General features: G+C 68.4%; 15 protein-coding genes and 1 pseudogene. 4 read left to right on the forward strand and 12 right to left on the reverse strand.

Features of this window, described 5'->3' with window-relative positions:
- Nucleotides 1-3 precede the first annotated feature (3 nt).
- Both CTB96_RS20310 and CTB96_RS04675 read right to left on the reverse strand, forming a co-directional pair.
- Nucleotides 4-1,590: a hypothetical protein gene (locus CTB96_RS20310; RefSeq protein WP_146215753.1), complete on the reverse strand. Its 1,587-nt coding sequence runs from the start codon at nt 1,588-1,590 to the stop codon at nt 4-6.
- 41 nt (nt 1,591-1,631) lie between these two features.
- Nucleotides 1,632-1,925, reverse strand: coding sequence for a hypothetical protein (locus tag CTB96_RS04675; protein WP_110125714.1), 294 nt, complete (start codon nt 1,923-1,925; stop codon nt 1,632-1,634).
- A gap of 125 nt (nt 1,926-2,050) precedes the next feature.
- Between CTB96_RS04675 and CTB96_RS04680 the strand changes: the two genes are divergently transcribed.
- A complete protein-coding gene (locus CTB96_RS04680) occupies nt 2,051-2,578 on the forward strand; it encodes a low molecular weight protein-tyrosine-phosphatase (RefSeq protein ID WP_110125715.1) in 528 nt (175 codons plus the stop codon).
- On the forward strand, nt 2,575-3,957 hold the full coding sequence (gene purB, locus CTB96_RS04685) for an adenylosuccinate lyase (RefSeq protein WP_110125716.1): 1,383 nt from the start codon (nt 2,575-2,577) through the stop codon (nt 3,955-3,957). The genes CTB96_RS04680 and purB overlap by 4 nt, the downstream gene beginning before the upstream one ends.
- A gap of 46 nt (nt 3,958-4,003) precedes the next feature.
- Here the strand turns inward: purB and CTB96_RS04690 are convergent, their stop codons facing one another.
- On the reverse strand, nt 4,004-4,303 hold the full coding sequence (locus CTB96_RS04690; protein ID WP_248283210.1) for a hypothetical protein: 300 nt from the start codon (nt 4,301-4,303) through the stop codon (nt 4,004-4,006).
- A complete protein-coding gene (locus CTB96_RS04695; RefSeq protein ID WP_110125717.1) occupies nt 4,300-4,899 on the reverse strand; it encodes a DUF308 domain-containing protein in 600 nt (199 codons plus the stop codon). The genes CTB96_RS04690 and CTB96_RS04695 overlap by 4 nt, the downstream gene beginning before the upstream one ends.
- Before the next feature lie 155 nt (nt 4,900-5,054).
- Here CTB96_RS04695 and CTB96_RS04700 point away from each other — a divergent pair, with 155 nt between their 5' ends.
- Entirely contained in the window at nt 5,055-5,843 is a 789-nt protein-coding gene (locus CTB96_RS04700) for a HEAT repeat domain-containing protein (RefSeq protein ID WP_219993211.1), read from the forward strand.
- Here CTB96_RS04700 and CTB96_RS04705 read toward each other — a convergent pair.
- Genes CTB96_RS04705 through CTB96_RS04715 form a run of 3 tightly spaced genes read right to left on the reverse strand, consistent with a single transcriptional unit; the run spans nt 5,840 to nt 8,660 of the window.
- On the reverse strand, nt 5,840-7,213 hold the full coding sequence (locus CTB96_RS04705) for an NAD(P)(+) transhydrogenase (Re/Si-specific) subunit beta (protein WP_110125718.1): 1,374 nt from the start codon (nt 7,211-7,213) through the stop codon (nt 5,840-5,842). The two genes, CTB96_RS04700 and CTB96_RS04705, sit on opposite strands and share 4 nt — an antisense overlap.
- Nucleotides 7,210-7,515 (reverse strand): NAD(P) transhydrogenase subunit alpha part 2, encoded by a 306-nt coding sequence (locus CTB96_RS04710; RefSeq protein WP_110125719.1) that lies wholly within the window; start codon nt 7,513-7,515, stop codon nt 7,210-7,212. Before CTB96_RS04710 ends, CTB96_RS04705 begins: the two co-directional genes overlap by 4 nt.
- Entirely contained in the window at nt 7,515-8,660 is a 1,146-nt protein-coding gene (locus tag CTB96_RS04715) for a Re/Si-specific NAD(P)(+) transhydrogenase subunit alpha (protein ID WP_110125942.1), read from the reverse strand. Before CTB96_RS04715 ends, CTB96_RS04710 begins: the two co-directional genes overlap by 1 nt.
- A gap of 278 nt (nt 8,661-8,938) precedes the next feature.
- On the opposite strand from CTB96_RS04715, the gene hrpB reads away from it, so the two are divergent.
- On the forward strand, nt 8,939-11,497 hold the full coding sequence (gene hrpB, locus CTB96_RS04720) for an ATP-dependent helicase HrpB (protein ID WP_110125720.1): 2,559 nt from the start codon (nt 8,939-8,941) through the stop codon (nt 11,495-11,497).
- Between the two features lie 31 nt (nt 11,498-11,528).
- Here the strand turns inward: hrpB and dnaB are convergent, their stop codons facing one another.
- The 5 genes and pseudogenes from dnaB to rpsF form a co-directional block, all read right to left on the reverse strand.
- The gene (dnaB, locus tag CTB96_RS04725) at nt 11,529-12,914 is read right to left on the reverse strand and encodes a replicative DNA helicase (protein ID WP_110125721.1); all 1,386 of its coding nucleotides are present in this window, start codon (nt 12,912-12,914) and stop codon (nt 11,529-11,531) included.
- A 445-nt stretch (nt 12,915-13,359) separates the two neighbouring features.
- Nucleotides 13,360-13,809 carry a 50S ribosomal protein L9 gene (gene rplI, locus CTB96_RS04730; RefSeq protein WP_110125722.1) on the reverse strand — a complete coding sequence of 150 codons (450 nt, stop codon included), beginning with the start codon at nt 13,807-13,809 and terminating at the stop codon, nt 13,360-13,362.
- An 11-nt stretch (nt 13,810-13,820) separates the two neighbouring features.
- The gene (gene rpsR, locus CTB96_RS04735) at nt 13,821-14,084 is read right to left on the reverse strand and encodes a 30S ribosomal protein S18 (protein WP_035835236.1); all 264 of its coding nucleotides are present in this window, start codon (nt 14,082-14,084) and stop codon (nt 13,821-13,823) included.
- 54 nt (nt 14,085-14,138) lie between these two features.
- Nucleotides 14,139-14,645, reverse strand: coding sequence for a single-stranded DNA-binding protein (locus CTB96_RS04740; RefSeq protein ID WP_110125723.1), 507 nt, complete (start codon nt 14,643-14,645; stop codon nt 14,139-14,141).
- Nucleotides 14,646-14,792: 147 nt separating this feature from the next.
- Nucleotides 14,793-15,155, reverse strand: a pseudogene (rpsF, locus tag CTB96_RS04745) (30S ribosomal protein S6); the annotation flags it as partial.
- Nucleotides 15,156-15,498 lie beyond the last annotated feature (343 nt).

A 15,498-nucleotide genomic window follows, 5' to 3' on the forward strand; every position in this document is an offset into this window, starting at 1 on the left:
GGCTCACTCGACCCGCTCGCCGCGCCAGACAGCCTGCTCACCTGCGGTGGTTCCGACGAGCCCGCCGAGCTGTTCCCGGAACGCAAGCAGACGAGGCTCGGCCGACCCGTCGAGCAGGCGGGCGGTGTCGCGGTAGCCCACCAGCTGGTGCGCGGGCAACGCGGCGTCCGGCGGGATCTCCCGGCCGGCGAACAGTTCGCGTCGCACATACAGGTGCGTGTCGTCGGAACCCGGATGGCCGCCCAGCGCCGGAATCAGGTCGTCCGAGTGTTCCACCGCGATCGCCGGCACATTCTCCGGCAGGGTCAGCGTGGTCTCTGGGGCCCCGAAGGTGACCACCCCCACGGCGGTGATGGCGCCGCGCGCGACCAGTTCGTTGGCGATCACCCCGCCCTGCGAATGCGCGACCGGCAGCACCGGGTCGCCCGGTCGGACCCCGGCCTGCTCGAGCGCCTGCAGCACCGCCCGGTAGGAACCGGCATCCTGGTCGGCCACCGCCGCCACGTTGGAGGCCATGTCCCAGGGTTCGGTCGAGCCGGTCGGGCTCCATTCCACGGTGCCGCCGATATAGACCAGCCAGGTCGGATGCCCGGCGTCGCCGTAGCGTTCGATCCGCACCTGGCCGCCGTCGGCCGCGGTGGGGATGCGGTCGGCCAGATCGGCGAACCCGGTCGGCGGGGTGGGCCGGTCCAGCCCGGCCACCGCAGTCGGGCCCGGAACGCCGATGGTGCTCTTCTGGGTGCCGCCGGCTGGTCGGGTGGCCGAGGTCGCGCGGCCCGGTGATTGGTGCACCGCACCGGCGGCGTGCCGTGCCACTGGAGTGGCCGCCGGTGCCGCACCGGCCAGCGGCCCGGCCGACGCCCCCACCTGTCGCACCCGCACCGCCGTCTCCCGCAGCATTCCAGCCGCCCGAGCCGCCACCAGCACCCCCACCGCTGAGGACTGCGCGCCGAGTAGGCCGGCCCCGTCGTCGCCCAGCGCCGCCGCGAACGGAAACGGCAGGACGGCCGCCCCCACCCCGGCGTCGTCGGCCGAGGTCACCAGCGCCCGCACCACGGCCACCGTCACCGGGTTGGTCAACAGGCGCGGATCCCGGAATGCCTCCGCGAGCCACGGCGGCGGTGCGAACACGGGGCGGCCCTGAGCGAGGTTCGCCAGAATCATCGCGCTGGCCGCGCCGAGCGCCGGTGCGGCCGCCGCCACCAGCAGCAGCGGACCGAGCAGCCGGGTGACCAGGCCCACCTGATACGCGAGACCGGCACCAGCCACCCGCAGCGCCGTATCGAGGCCGGTCTCAAGTCGGTCATAGTTCTCGGCGGCGTCCGCGAGGCCGTCGGCCAGCTCCCGGCTGCCATCGGCGACCGCGGTAATGGCCACGCTCGCGCCGAGAAGGCAGGCGCCGAGGTCGTCCGGCGCCCAGGTCACCGAGGCACCCACCCCGAGCTCCCGAACACGCGCCACCCTGTCCTGCCAGAGCTCGGCCTCGCCCTGCAGACGGCGCATGGTGGCCATCTCGGCGAAGACCGCATCGGTGGCGACCTGGGTGCCGCCACCACCGGAGATCAGTAGCTGTGAGCCGGCCGGGGCCACCTCATCGCCACCCGCATCTCGCGGATCCCCCGCGCTACTCCTCACAGTCGGGCCTTCTGCTGCACGATCGCCTCGTCCACAGCGGCCAGCGCCCCCACCAGTGACCGCCAGGCGCCCTGCAACTCGCCGGAGAGCTCCTCCCGCCGGTGCCCATACGACCGCTGCGCCGGGGACCGCCACCACTCGTCCACACTCTCCGCAGCGAGACGGCGGCCGGCGATTTCGACCTCGTCGCAGACGAGGCCGAGCAGGCGGCGCTGCTCGCGGAGCCGGGCCAGCGCCTCCGTGGTCGCGGTGCCCGCATCCGGAACCGTCCACCAGCTTTCAGTTCCCATTCCCTCTCCTCCTCCGGCCCAGACTGTGCCAGCCTGGGTGGCGGTGCGGTGCGGGCCGAAACGGCCGGGAGAAGTCGGCCCAAGGATCGGATGTGGAGGAGGGGAATGTGGAACACAATGGACACATGAATTTCGCGGCGCTCAGTCCAGATGAGTCGACGCCATTCCGGATCATTTTCGTCTGCACCGGCAATATCTGTCGGTCGCCCATGGCCGAAGTGATGTTGCGCGACCTGGTCACGCGCTCCGGGCTGGGTCGGCTGATCGCCACGAGCTCCGCCGGCACCGGCGACTGGCACGTCGGCGAGCAGGCTGACACCCGCACGATCGCCGCCCTGGCCAAGCGCGGCTACGACGGCAGCCACCACCGGGCCCGTCAGTTCGACGCGGGCTGGTTCGACGACCTCGACCTCGTGGTGGTGCTCGACCGGTCGCAGGAACGCATCCTGCGCAACTGGGCGACCACCGAACGCGACCGTAACAAGGTGCGCCTGCTGCTCAGCTTCGACCGCGACCAGGCCGCCCTGCGTGACGTTCCCGACCCGTACTATTCCGACGATGCACTCTTTGACTCCGTTTTAGGCATGATTGAGAGAGCCAATATTGCGCTCTTCGCGCAGCTCGCACCCGCAATCAGACAGGGAGTCCGATGAGTCCTCTACCCCCACAGGTCCTCAGTCCACTCGACGGCCGCTACCAGGCCGCCGTCACCGAACTGGGCGAGTACCTGTCTGAGGCCGGACTCAACCGGGCACGGGTCAAGGTCGAGGTGGAGTGGCTGATCACCCTCACCGACCGCAGCCTGTTCGGCTCCGCACCGCTCAGCACCGAGCAGAAGAGCGGCCTGCGCGCCCTCGTCACGGACTTCGGCCAGGCCGAGATCGACGAACTCGCTGCCCTCGAGGCCGTCACCCGGCACGACGTCAAGGCCGTCGAATACCTCGTGCGCCGCCGCCTGGAACCGTTGGGCCTGGCCTCGATCAGCGAGCTCACCCACTTCGCCGCAACCAGCGAAGATATCAACAACCTCGCCTACGCGCTCACCGTATCCGACGCCGTGCGCACTGTCTGGCTGCCCAAGCTGCGCGCCCTCGTCGCCGCGCTCCGCGCCCTGGCTGCCGACTATCGCGCCGATGCCATGCTCGCGCGCACGCATGGCCAGCCCGCAACGCCCACCACCATGGGCAAGGAGCTGGCGGTGTTCGTCTACCGGCTCGAGCGCATCCAGAAGCAGATCGAAGCCAACGAGTACCTCGGCAAGTTCAGCGGCGCGACCGGTACTTTCGCTGCCCACGTCGCCGCAGACCCGAGCGTGGACTGGCCTGCCGTGTCCCGCGAGTTCGTCGAGGGCCTGGGCCTGGGCTGGAACCCGTTGACCACGCAGATCGAGTCGCACGACTGGCAGGCCGAGCTCTACGGCAAGGTGTCACACGCCAACCGGGTGCTGCACAACCTCGCAACGGATGTCTGGACCTACATCTCTATCGGCTACTTCCGCCAGGTGCCCCAGGCCGGCGCCACCGGGTCGTCGACCATGCCGCACAAGATCAACCCGATCCGGTTCGAGAACGCCGAGGCCAACCTCGAGCTCTCCAGCGCGGTCCTGGATTCACTCGCCGCCACCCTGGTCACCTCGCGACTGCAGCGCGACCTCACCGATTCCACCACGCAGCGCAACATCGGCGTCGGCTTCGGGCACTCGCTCCTCGCGCTCGACAACCTGTTGCGCGGCCTCGGCGAGATCGACCTCGACCGTGGCCTGCTGGCCCACGATCTGGACACCAACTGGGAGATTCTCGGCGAGGCGATCCAGACCGTGATCCGGGCCGAGGTCAGTTCCGGCCGGTCCACGATCGCCGACCCGTATGCGTTGCTCAAGGAACTCACCCGTGGCAAGCGCATCAACCGCGCCGACCTGGTGGCCTTCGTGCAGGACCTGGAGATCGGCGACGCGGCCAAGGCCCGTCTGCTCGAACTCACTCCGGCCGGCTACGTCGGACTGGCCGACCCGCTGGTCGACTACCTGGGCTGATCGCCCGGCTCGCTGGGGTACCCACCCCGGCGGGCCCCGGCTGGCGCTAGTGGCCGGAGGGGCTGTCGCCTGGTTCGGTCGGCGTGCCGGCCCGGCCGGTGCTGTTCTGCTCGTCGAGGTCGTCCTTCTCGGCGGCGGTGGGCTTCATGCCCAACGCGAGCATCGCGATGACCACCAGGGCCACGATGAACGTGATGCCCAGCGCGATCGACGACAGCGGCAGGTTGCGGGTGGCTAGCAGGATCGTCAGGCCCACGAAGAGCGCCATCGCGGCGGAGATGCCAACCAGTTCGACGGGCTTGAGAATCTCGCTCCTGGTGGGTTTGTGCGGGTTGTTCTGGGTCACGGGGTGTCCGATTCTGTGGTGGAAGAGGCCAGTGCGCGCTTCGCATCCTTCTGCGCCCACAGCAGGGAGAATCCGGCGATGACGAGGTAGACGCCGATGATGACGAGGTAGGCGCCGAGCAGGCCGACCGAGACGACGGCGTGCGGCGGCAGGAGCAAGAAGGCGAGGGAGAGCACCGCGGTGAGCACGCCGACGATCAGCCAGTCCCGGGTGACGTCACCGCGGCCGCGCAGCCGCAGGCCGCTGTAGAGCTCGAGCACGCCGGTGACGGCGGCCCACACGGTGACCAGGTAGAGGAAGAAGCCCAGCCCGCCGGCATGCAGCACCAGGGCGAGCACGCCCGCGACGACGCCGACGACACCTTGCACGGTGAAGAGCGTGCGGTCCCGGGCATCCGTGATGGTGCGCCAGCTGGTCAGCGCAGTGACCACGCCGTTGACCAGGGCGAACACGCCGAAGACGTACAGGCCGAACTGGGCGGAGTGGTCGGCGTTGAACGTGATCACCGCGGCGGGTACGAACGCCACGAGCGCGCGCGCCAGGGGAACGGTCCAGTACCGGGTGCCGGTGACGGCTGCTGCCGGGGCATGCGCCACGCGGGCACCTCTTTCGTCGCAGGGAATGCGTCCAGTCTACGCGGCGCGTCTGACCGGATTCTGGCCACAGGACCGGCCCGTAGCGGCCCACCCCGATCGGGGCGTTGCAGCCCCGGCCCGGCGCGACTACCGTCACCCCCGGACGGGAGAATCTGATGGCCAGGGCCGGAGAACGACACGAGACCACGATCGGTGCAGGGCCCGCCGGGTACGAGGCGGAGTTGGCCGACCTGGCAGACGCGACACCCGAGACGATGGCCGGCTACCTGACCGCGCACTCCGGCTTGCCGGGCCCGCGGGCCAACCTGGCCCTCGCCGATGCCTTCGCGGCCGTCGCCCCCGCCGATCTGGTTCGACAGCTCGTGGGTTCGGCCGACGAGTTCCTCGCCTTCTGCGCCACCGAAGCGCTCGGCCGGCTCTGCCTCAGTCCGGCCGAGCGAACCGGCGCGCTGGTCGAGCTGCGCCGGGCGGCGGCCGACCCACGCTGGCGGGTGCGGGAAGGTGCGGCTCGGGCGCTGCAGCTCCTCGGTGACGCCGACCCTGACCTGCTCTACCCGGTGATCGACGAGTGGGCGAGCGCAGCGGACCCGTGGTTGGCTCGGGCAGCGGTGGCCGCGATCTGCGAACCGCGGCTGCTGCACGAGCCACCCGCGCAGGAACTGGCCCTGCACGCCTGCGATCGCGCAACCGCCCTGCTGCTGGGTGCCCCGCTTCCGGCTCAGGCCCCCGCCGCCGAACGGGAGGCACACCGGGTGCTGCGAGTGGCGTTGGGTTACACCTGGAGTGTCGCGATCGCAGCGAGCCCGGAGGCGGGCCTGGCGGCCTTCCGCGCCCTCGCCGCGCGTGACGAACCGGATGCGCGCTGGATCGTGCGCAGTAACCTCACCAAAAAGAGGTTGCGCTCGGTTGTCTCCGAGCGCAACCTCTGGGGCCTGTTCGGCTAGAGCGCGTTGACCGCGCCGAGCACCTTGGTGAGCGAGTCCTTGGCGTCACCGAACAACAGCGTCGTCTTCGGGTCGAAGAGCAGCTCGTTCTCGATGCCGGCGAAGCCGGGGCGCATCGACCGCTTGAGGAAGACGATCTGGCGGCCTTCCTCGACCTCGAGGATCGGCATCCCGTAGATCGGCGAGCCGGGCGAGGTCTTCGCGGCCGGGTTGACCACGTCGTTGGCGCCGACCACGAGCACCACATCGGTGTTCTTGAACTCGGGATTGACCTCGGCCATTTCCTTGAGCGACTCGTACGGCACGTTCGCCTCGGCCAGGAGCACGTTCATGTGCCCCGGCATGCGCCCGGCAACGGGGTGGATGGCGAACGCCACGTCGACGCCGCGGGCCTCGAGGGTCGTCGCGAGTTCGGCGATGGTGTGCTGGCCCTGGGCCACGGCCAGGCCGTACCCGGGCACGATCACAACGCGCTGGGCGTAGGCGAGCATCACGGCGACGTCTTCGGGGCTGGACGAGCGCACCGGCCGGTTGCTCTGCTCGGTCGAACCGGCGGTGGAGCCGCCGCGGAACGCGCCGAACATGATGCCGCTCACTCCGCGGCCCATGGCCGAGGCCATGGCGCGGGTGAGGATGGTACCGCTGGCGCCCACGAGGGTTCCGGCGACGACCAGCAGCACATTGTCGAGCACCACACCGGAGGCCGCGACGGCCAGGCCGGTGAAGGCGTTGAGCAGGGAGATGACGATGGGCACGTCAGCGCCGCCGACGGGCAGCACCAGCAGCAGGCCGACGGCCAGGCCGAGCACGAGCAGCAGCAACGCCCACCCGGCTGAGCCGGTCGCCACAACCACGCCGGCGATGACCAGGGCGGCGAGCACGGCGAGGGACATGACCCACTTCATGCCGGGGAAGACGACCGGGCGGGTGGTGATCAGTTCCTGCAGCTTGGCCACGGTGATCGCGGAGCCGGCGAAGGAGACGGCACCGACGAGCATCGTGAAGACGACGGCCACGAGAACCCAGGGGCCCTCGCTGTGGCCGAGTTCGAGCATGGCCACCAGCGCGGCCGCGCCACCACCGACACCGTTGAACAGCGCCACCAGTTGGGGCATCTGGGTCATCTGCACCCGGCGGGAGATCGGCGCCGCGATTGCGGAGCCCACCACGATGGCCAGGAGGATGTAGGGGATGTTGTCGAGCTTGGCCGAGAGGAACACGGTGATCACGGCGAGGGTCGCCCCGCCTGCGCCGATCAGGTTGCCGCGGCGGGCGGTGCGGGGAGAGCTGAGTCCCTTCAAGGCGAGGATGAAGCAGACGGCCGCGACCAGATAGAGCAGTGCGGTCCACTCGGCGTTCAGGATGTTCATTTGGTGCTGTCTTTCTCGGTGGCGGGCTTGCGGCCGCGGAACATGCCCAGCATGCGGTCGGTGACGACGAATCCGCCGACGAGGTTGGCGGTGGCCAGCGCCACGGCGAGCAGTGCCACGACCAGCAACCAGGGATCATCCAGCTGGCCGGCGACGATGATCGCGCCGATCAGGATGATGCCGTGGATGGCGTTCGCGCCGCTCATCAGTGGGGTATGCAGGGTGCTCGACACCTTGGAGACCACTTCGAAGCCGACGAAGACGGTCAAGACGATCACCGTCAGGAGGGTGATTGGATCCATCAGTTCTTTCCTTCCAGCGCGGCTGCGGTGGGTGCGTGGCGCACCTCGCCGCCGGCGGTGAGACAGGCGCCCGCGATGACCTCGTCGGCGTAGTCGGGAACGACCTCACCGTCGTGGGTCATCAGCGCGAGCAGGTTGGCGACGTTCTTGGCGTACAGGCGGGAGGCGTCGAACGCCATCGCGGAGGCCGCGTCCTGCATGCCGACCAGGGTGACGGCACCGTCACCGGCGGTAGTGGGTACGAGCTGGTCGGCGCCGGCGATCACGCCCTCGACGTTGCCGCCGGTTTCGGCGGCGAGGTCGATGACCACGGAACCGGCCGGCATCGCGGCGACCATGTCGCGGGTCACCAGAAGCGGGGCGGGACGACCGGGGATCGCGGCGGTGGTGATGAGCACATCCGCCTTGGCCACGTGCGGGGCGAGCAGCTCACGCTGCCGGGTGGCCCGGTCTTCGGCGAGCTCGGTGGCGTAACCACCGGTGCCCTCGACGGCGTCCAGGTCGAGGGTGATGAAGGTGCCGCCCATCGAGGTGACCTCGTCGGCCGACGCGGGTCGCACGTCGTAGGCGGAGACCCGGGCGCCGAGGCGCTTGGCCGTTCCGATGGCCTGCAATCCGGCGACACCGGCGCCGAGCACGAGCACCCGGGCCGGAGGGATGGTGCCGGCCGCGGTCATGTAGAGCGGGAAGAACCGGGGGAAGCGGATGGTGGCCTCGAGCACGGCACGGTACCCGGCAACGAGCGCCTGGGAGGTGAGCGCGTCCATCGACTGGGCGCGGGAGATCCGTGGAACCAGTTCGAGTGCGAACGAGGTGATCTGGGCGGCCGCCAGGGCGGCGACGGTGGGCAGTTCCGAGGCCGGTGAGGCTAGTCCGACGGTGATCGTGCCGGCCCGCAGGGTGGCGGCCAGCTCCGGGGTGAGTGGGCGCACGTGACACAGCACATCGAACGCGGTCGCATCGAAGGCCGTGGCGAGATGCGCGCCCGCCTTCTCGTAGGCGGCATCGGAGTATCCGGATGCCAGTCCGGCGCCGGACTCGACGGTGACGTCGACCCCGAGTCCGATGAGCTGGGTCACCGTCTCCGGTGTTGCTGCGACACGTTTTTCGCCGTCTCGGCGTTCACGCCCAATGCCAACCTTCACGAGCAACCACTCCTTTGACGCATCTGCCACCGGACGAGCGTAAACGGGGTCGTTCGCGCGTCCCAGGGCGATCTCACTTCGTAGCGTACCGTCGGCCTCTGGCGGTCCGAGGCGGTTTTCAGGGCCCAAAGACCCTGCTCGGTTGGCCAACGGTGGCCCCGACCTTCCAGGTGGAGGGTTGCCCGTGCCGCCTGTCGGCGCCGGCCCCTTCACGAATCGAACGATCTTCCCGCACTGCCGCGTGAGCACACACACCCGAAACGCGACAGACTGAGGTCGTGACCCGTCTTTCGTTCGATCCGTCGAGACTCGGTCGCGGGCTCGCCTTCGCCTCGGCGATCGACGACCTGAGTGCTGCGCTTGATCGGAGCCGTACCGTGGTCGTCAGCGCGCCGCCGGGCACGGGCAAGACCACACTCGTGCCGCCCATCCTCGCCGATCGGGTTCCGGGTCGTGTGATCGTCACTCAGCCACGCCGGGTCGCTGCCCGCGCTGCCGCCCGACGACTCGCGCAGTTGGACGGATCCTCTCTCGGCTCTCGCGTCGGATACACCGTCCGTGGCGAACGTCAGGTGAGTCCATCCACCCTGATCGAGTTCGTTACTGCCGGCGTGCTTCTGCGCCGACTGCTCGATGACCCCGGTCTCGACGGGATCGATGCGGTCATCATCGACGAAGTGCACGAACGGGCTTTGGAGACGGACCTGCTGATCGGGCTACTCGGCGAGGTCCGCGAGCTGCGCGACGACCTCGTCCTCATCGCGATGTCCGCGACCCTCGACGCCGAGAGGTTCGCGACCATTCTCGGTACGGATGCGTGCCCGGCGCCGATCGTGACCCAGAGCGCACCGGCCCATCCGCTCGAGGTGCGCTGGGCGCCGTCACCCACACCTCGGCTGGATGAGCGGGGGGTCACCTGGGCTTTCCTCGACCACGTCGCGAGCACCGCGGTTGCCGCACACCGCACCCTCGTGCGCACCGATCCGGCCGCCGATGCTCTCGTCTTCGCGCCGGGTGCGCGTGAGGTCTCCGAGATCGCCGGACGCATCCGTGGTCTCGCCGCGGAGTTCGACGTGCGGGAACTGCACGGCCAGATCCCCGCCGCAGAGCAGGATACGGTGATCAGTGGGCGGAGCCCCGATGCTGCGGCACGGATCATCGTCACGACGTCACTGGCCGAATCCTCTCTGACCGTGCCCGGCGTACGCCTGGTCGTCGACACCTGCCTGTCTCGTGCTCCGCAGCGGGATGCTGCGCGCGGCATGAGCGGTCTCGTCACCGGCCCAACGCCCAAGGCCTCCGCCATCCAGCGCTCGGGGCGCGCCACCCGGCAGGGGCCTGGCGTCGTGGTCCGCTGCGTCGACGAGCGCACCTTCGCCACGGCGCCGTCGCACGCTGCCCCCGAGATCCAGGCGGCAGATCTCACCGATGCAGCCTTGCTCCTCGCCTGCTGGGGCGCCCCGAGTGGCGTGGGCCTGCGGCTGGTCGATCCGCTCCCGTCTGGCAGCCTGGACGAGGCCCTCGCCGCGCTGCGTGGGCTCGGCGCGATCGATGCCGATGGCCGCGCCACCGACGAAGGGAGAGCGCTCGCCCGCGTCCCGACAGCTCCGCGCCTCGCCCGCGCACTGCGCGCCGGGAGTGACCTGGTCGGCGGGCGCGCAGCGGCCGAGGTCGTCGCGCTGCTCACAGGTGATCTCCGCGTTCGCGACGGAGACGCCCAGGCCACTCTCAACGCGCTGCGCACTGGGCGAAGCCCGGATGCCCGCCGATGGGAGCAGGATGTCCGCCGTCTCGAGCGCTTCGCCGGGGCGAGTGACACGGCGCGAGGTGGCGCTGATCAGACCGGACTGATCATCGCGCTCGCCTTTCCCGAGTGGATCGCCCGCCGCGTCGATCAGTCGCCCAACGGTGCAACCTTTCTTCTCGCCTCCGGCACCCGTGCCGGGATCACCGGTCCGCTCGCGAGTGCCGACTGGTTGGCGGTGGCGGACGTGACTCGGGCACAGGGACGAGCGGCCGCGGGAACCGGAGCACTCATCCGTTCTGCCGCCATATTCTCGGAGGACCAAGCGGAGCAGGTGGCGCCCCATCTCTGCACAGACCGGGTCGAAGCACGGTTCGTGGACGGGCGCGTTGTCGCCCGTCGTGAACGTCGGATCGGCGCGATCATTCGCTCCTCGGTGCCGGTGCGCGTGCCGGCGGACGACGGCGGACGGGAGGCCGTGCGCCGCGCCGTCACAGAGCAGGGGCTCGGAGTGTTCATCTGGTCAGCCGCCGCGGACGCTCTGCGGCGTCGCCTCGCGCTGCTGCATCGCGAGCTCGGATCGCCCTGGCCGGATGTCTCAGACACCGTTTTGCTTGACGCGCTCGATGCCTGGCTCGGCCCCGAGCTGAGCGACCTGGCCGCCGGCACTCCGGCCGCGCGCATCGACCTTGCCCCAGCGCTCCGTCGCATCCTGCCGTGGCCGGCCGCGGTCGACCTTGACGCTCTGGTTCCGGAGCGCTTCCGGGTTCCCAGCGGCTCGCATGTCCGTCTCAGCTACCCACCCGCCGATGATGCGTCGGCTCGTCCCGTTGTGGCTGTGAAACTCCAGGAATGCTTCGGATGGGCAGAGACCCCACGAATCTGCAGAGGACGAGTGCCGGTGTTGTTCCACTTGCTTTCCCCGGCCGGGCATCCCCTTGCCGTGACCGACGACCTCGCATCCTTCTGGGCAGGTCCGTACTCGCAGGTGCGAGCGGAGATGCGCGGACGCTACCCGAAGCACCCCTGGCCGGAGGACCCCTGGTCCGCCGTACCCACCCGGCACACCACGCGCCGCGCTGCCCTGGGCTAGGGCCGCGACACACCCTGCGGTCAGCTGACGGCTATGCGCCGGGCACCATGTCTGCGAACCGGGAGTAGTGGCCGTGGAAGGCCACGGTGACGGTGCGGGTGGGGCCGTTGCGGTGCTTGGCCACGATGAGGTCGGCCTCGCCGGCGCGCGGGTTGTCCTTCTCGTACGCGCTCTCGCGGTGCAGCAGGATCACCATGTCGGCGTCCTGCTCGAGCGAGCCGGATTCGCGCAGGTCGGAGATGGCGGGCATCTTGTCGGCGCGCTGTTCCGGGCCACGGTTCAGCTGGGAGAGGGCGATCACGGGCACCTGCAGCTCCTTGGCGAGGAGCTTGAGCGCCCGGGAGAACTCACTGACCTCCTGCTGGCGCGATTCGACCTTTTTACCCGAGGTCATCAGCTGCAGGTAGTCGATCACAACGAGCTTGAGACCCACACGCTGCTTGAGCCGTCGGCACTTGGCGCGAATCTCCACGAGGGTCATGTTCGGGCTGTCATCGATGTAGAGCGGCGCGTCGTTGATACGGCCGCGGGTGGCGGCGATCGTGGTCCAGTCCCGCGCCTCCACGTTTCCCTTGCGCATGCTCTGCAGCGGCACGCTGGCCTCGGCGGCGAGGAGGCGCATGGCAATCTCGCTGCGGCCCATTTCGAGGGAGAAGAAGATGCTCGGCATGTTGTGGTGGATCGACGCCGCCCGGGCGAAGTCGAGCGCGAGGGTGGACTTACCCAGCGCGGGGCGGGCAGCCACGATGATCAGCTGGCCACCGTGGAAGCCGTTGGTGAGTTCGTCGAGGTCGGCGAATCCGGTGGGAACACCCGTGAACTGGCCGTCCTTGAGCTTGGCTGCTTCGATGTCCTCGATGGCCGCCGTGACCGCGTCGGTGAGCGGAACGTAGTCCTCTGTCTCGGTGCTGCCGGTGATCGAGTAGATCTCGGCCTGCGCGGTGTTCACCAGGTCGAGCACTTCACCCTCGCCGGCATAGCCCATCTGGGCGATGCGGGTGCCGGCTTCGACCAGCTTTCGCAGCATGGACCGTTCGGCGACGATGGTCGAGTAGAAGCCGGCATTCGCGGCGGTGGGCACCAGGCTGGTGAGAGTGTGCAGGTAGTCGGCGCCGCCGGCGCGGGAAAGCTCGCCAAGCTTGGTGAGCTCGTCGGTGACGGTGATGACGTCGGTCGGTTCACCCTGGGCATAGAGCGAGAGGATGGCGTCGAAGATGATCTCGTGCTTGGGCACGTAGAAGTCGGTGGCCCGCACGGTCTCGACGACGTCAGCGACGGCGTCCTTGCTCAGCATCATGCCGCCGAGTGCGCTCTGTTCCGCCAGCAGGTCGTGCGGCGGGGTGCGTTCGGAGTGGCGCGGCTCTGAGCTGCGCGATTCGGATCGCTGATCGGCGTAACCCAGGTGAGCTATCGACACGCCGAGCCTCCTCGTGTTGGTGTGGTTCAGGTGTATCAGGAGCCGCCGACAGGGGACGAACAGCGCCCGGGCGGGTCCCTCGACCTGCCCTGATTGCCCACACTAGAGATCCGTGCCTCCACAGCCAAACTGCCCTGTGGATAACACTGTGGGGAATCTGCGCGAAACGCCGCAGCCCTTGTGCACAAGCTGTGCACTCGCCTGTGGACAACTCACGAAGTTGAAATCAAATATTCCGTCTGACCGGCATATTCTCTTACTCACAGGTGTGTGGAAAAACTTGTTTCAATACTCGCTTGAATGTTGATGAAATAGGTGGGCGCCTGTGCACAAAGCGGTGCATAACAGCGGTCAAATGTGCCAAGAATGGGGGATGGTGCAGGCGTTAAAGAGGAGTAGCGGTGTGACCCATTGGGCCACACCGCTACTCCGGGTACAGAAGACGCTACTTGGCGGCTACCACCTGGAGGGTGATGGTCGCGCTGAGCTCGTCACGCAGACGAACCGTCGCAGTGTGCTCACCGGTCGCCTTGATCGGGCTGAGCTCGATCTTGCGCTTGTCGATGGCACCGAGACCGGCAGCGGCAACCGCTTCGGCCACGTCGGTGGTCTTGACGGAGCCGAACAGGCGTCCGCCGGCGCCGGCCTTGACGACCAGCTTGACCTTGGTGTTCTCAAGGGTGACCTTGAGAGCCTGGGCCTCTTCGAGGGTGGCGTGCTCGCGGGCTACGCGGGCGGCCTTGATCTGCTCGATCTGCTTTTCGCCACCGCGGGTCCACGCAACAGCGAAGCCCTGGGGGAGAAGGTAGTTGCGAGCGAACCCGTTCTTGACATCAACGATGTCACCGGGGGTACCGAGGCCAGAGACCTCGTGGGTCAGAATCAGTTTCGACATGTGAGGGCTCCTTACCGGCCTGAGCCGGCGTAGGGCAGCAAGGCCATTTCGCGGGCGTTCTTGACGGCACGCGCGATCAGGCGCTGCTCCTGGACGGAGACGCCGGTGATGCGGCGGGCGCGGATCTTTCCACGCTCTGAGATGAACTTCCGAAGAGTGGGGACATCCTTGTAATCGATGACACCAACCCGGATCGACTTCGCGGGGGCAGCGTTCTTGCCACCCTTAGCACCGCGGAGCGGCTTGCGGCGGTCGCCGCTCGACTTTCCAGCCATGATTTCCTTACTTTCTTAAACGTTTGTGTGCAGCCGTCAACCGTGAGGTTCGGCTTAGAAGGGGGTCTCGTCGCTGAAGTTACCCGGGGTGTTCCAGACATCTCCGCCGCCGGTGTTGGCTGCGGGGGCGCTGGGGGCCCAGGGCTCGTCGTTACCCTGCTGCGCGACGGGAGCGCCGCCACGGGGAGCAGAGGATGACTGCGCGCGAGTGAGAGAGGCGGTGGCGTAGCGCAGCGAGGGACCAATTTCGTCGATCTCGAGCTCCATGCTCGTGCGCTTTTCACCTTCCTTGGTCTCATACGAACGCTGCTTGAGACGCCCGGAAGCGATGACACGGGAACCCTTGGTCAGTGAACCGGCCACGTGTTCGGCGAATTCACGCCAAACGCTCGCGCGCAGGAACAGTGCCTCGCCATCTTTCCACTCGTTAGCTGCGCGATCGAAATTGCGCGGAGTGGAGGCAATGGTGAAGTTGGCTACCGCCAGCCCGTTCTGCGTGTAACGCAGTTCCGGATCGCTGGTGAGGTTGCCCACCACGGTGATTACGGTCTCGCCGGCCATGGGCTACTTGTCGCTTGCCTTGTCGGCGTCTGCCTCGGCAGGAGCGGCCGCGGCAGCAGGAGCGGCCGGAGCAGCTGCAGGCTTGGCGGATGCGGCAACCTTGGCAGCGGGAGCGGCGGCAGGAGCGTCGGCCTTGACCGGAGCAACAGCAGCCTTCGGGTTGGCTGCCTTGCGGGCGGCCTTCTCGGCGGCAAGCTTGCTTGCAACGGCAACCTGGGCGATGCCCTCTTCTGCGCGCAGAACCTTGGTGCGCATGACGGCTTCCGACAGCTTCAGCTGACGGTCGAGCTCGGCAGTTGCTGCGGCGTTTGCGGTGAAGTCGACGACGGCGTAGATGCCCTCGGCCTTCTTGTTGATCTCGTATGCGAGACGGCGGCGACCCCAAACGTCAACCTTGTCAATGGTTCCGCCATCGTTGCGAACAACGTTGAGGAACTTGTCAAGGCTGGGAGCTACGGTGCGCTCATCGATCTCGGGATCGAGGATAACCATCAATTCGTACTGGTGCATGACTAACCCACCTCCTTCGGACTAAAACGGCTGCAGTATTTCTGCAACAGGAGGGTTGTGCATGTGTCGAAGGCGGAGGCCGGGATCCGGCACGCAGACAACCTGCCAAGACTACCGGAACCGCGGCCAATAAGCCACCGTGCCGACCCGATGCCCTCCGCACCGAGAATTTGCGCCGACTTGCCCATGCGCCGACGACTTGCTCCGGTGCGCCCGGGCAACTCGTCCGCGCCGGGGCAGCTCGTGCGGCGGACCACCGCGAGGTGGACGCACACTGGTCGGGCCTCAGCCCCGCGTTGAGCAACAGGGCCCTCAGTCGCTCCGGCTTGAGGGCGTCCGCCCA

The organism is Cryobacterium arcticum, assembly GCF_003185895.1.
Lineage (GTDB): Bacteria > Actinomycetota > Actinomycetes > Actinomycetales > Microbacteriaceae > Cryobacterium > Cryobacterium arcticum.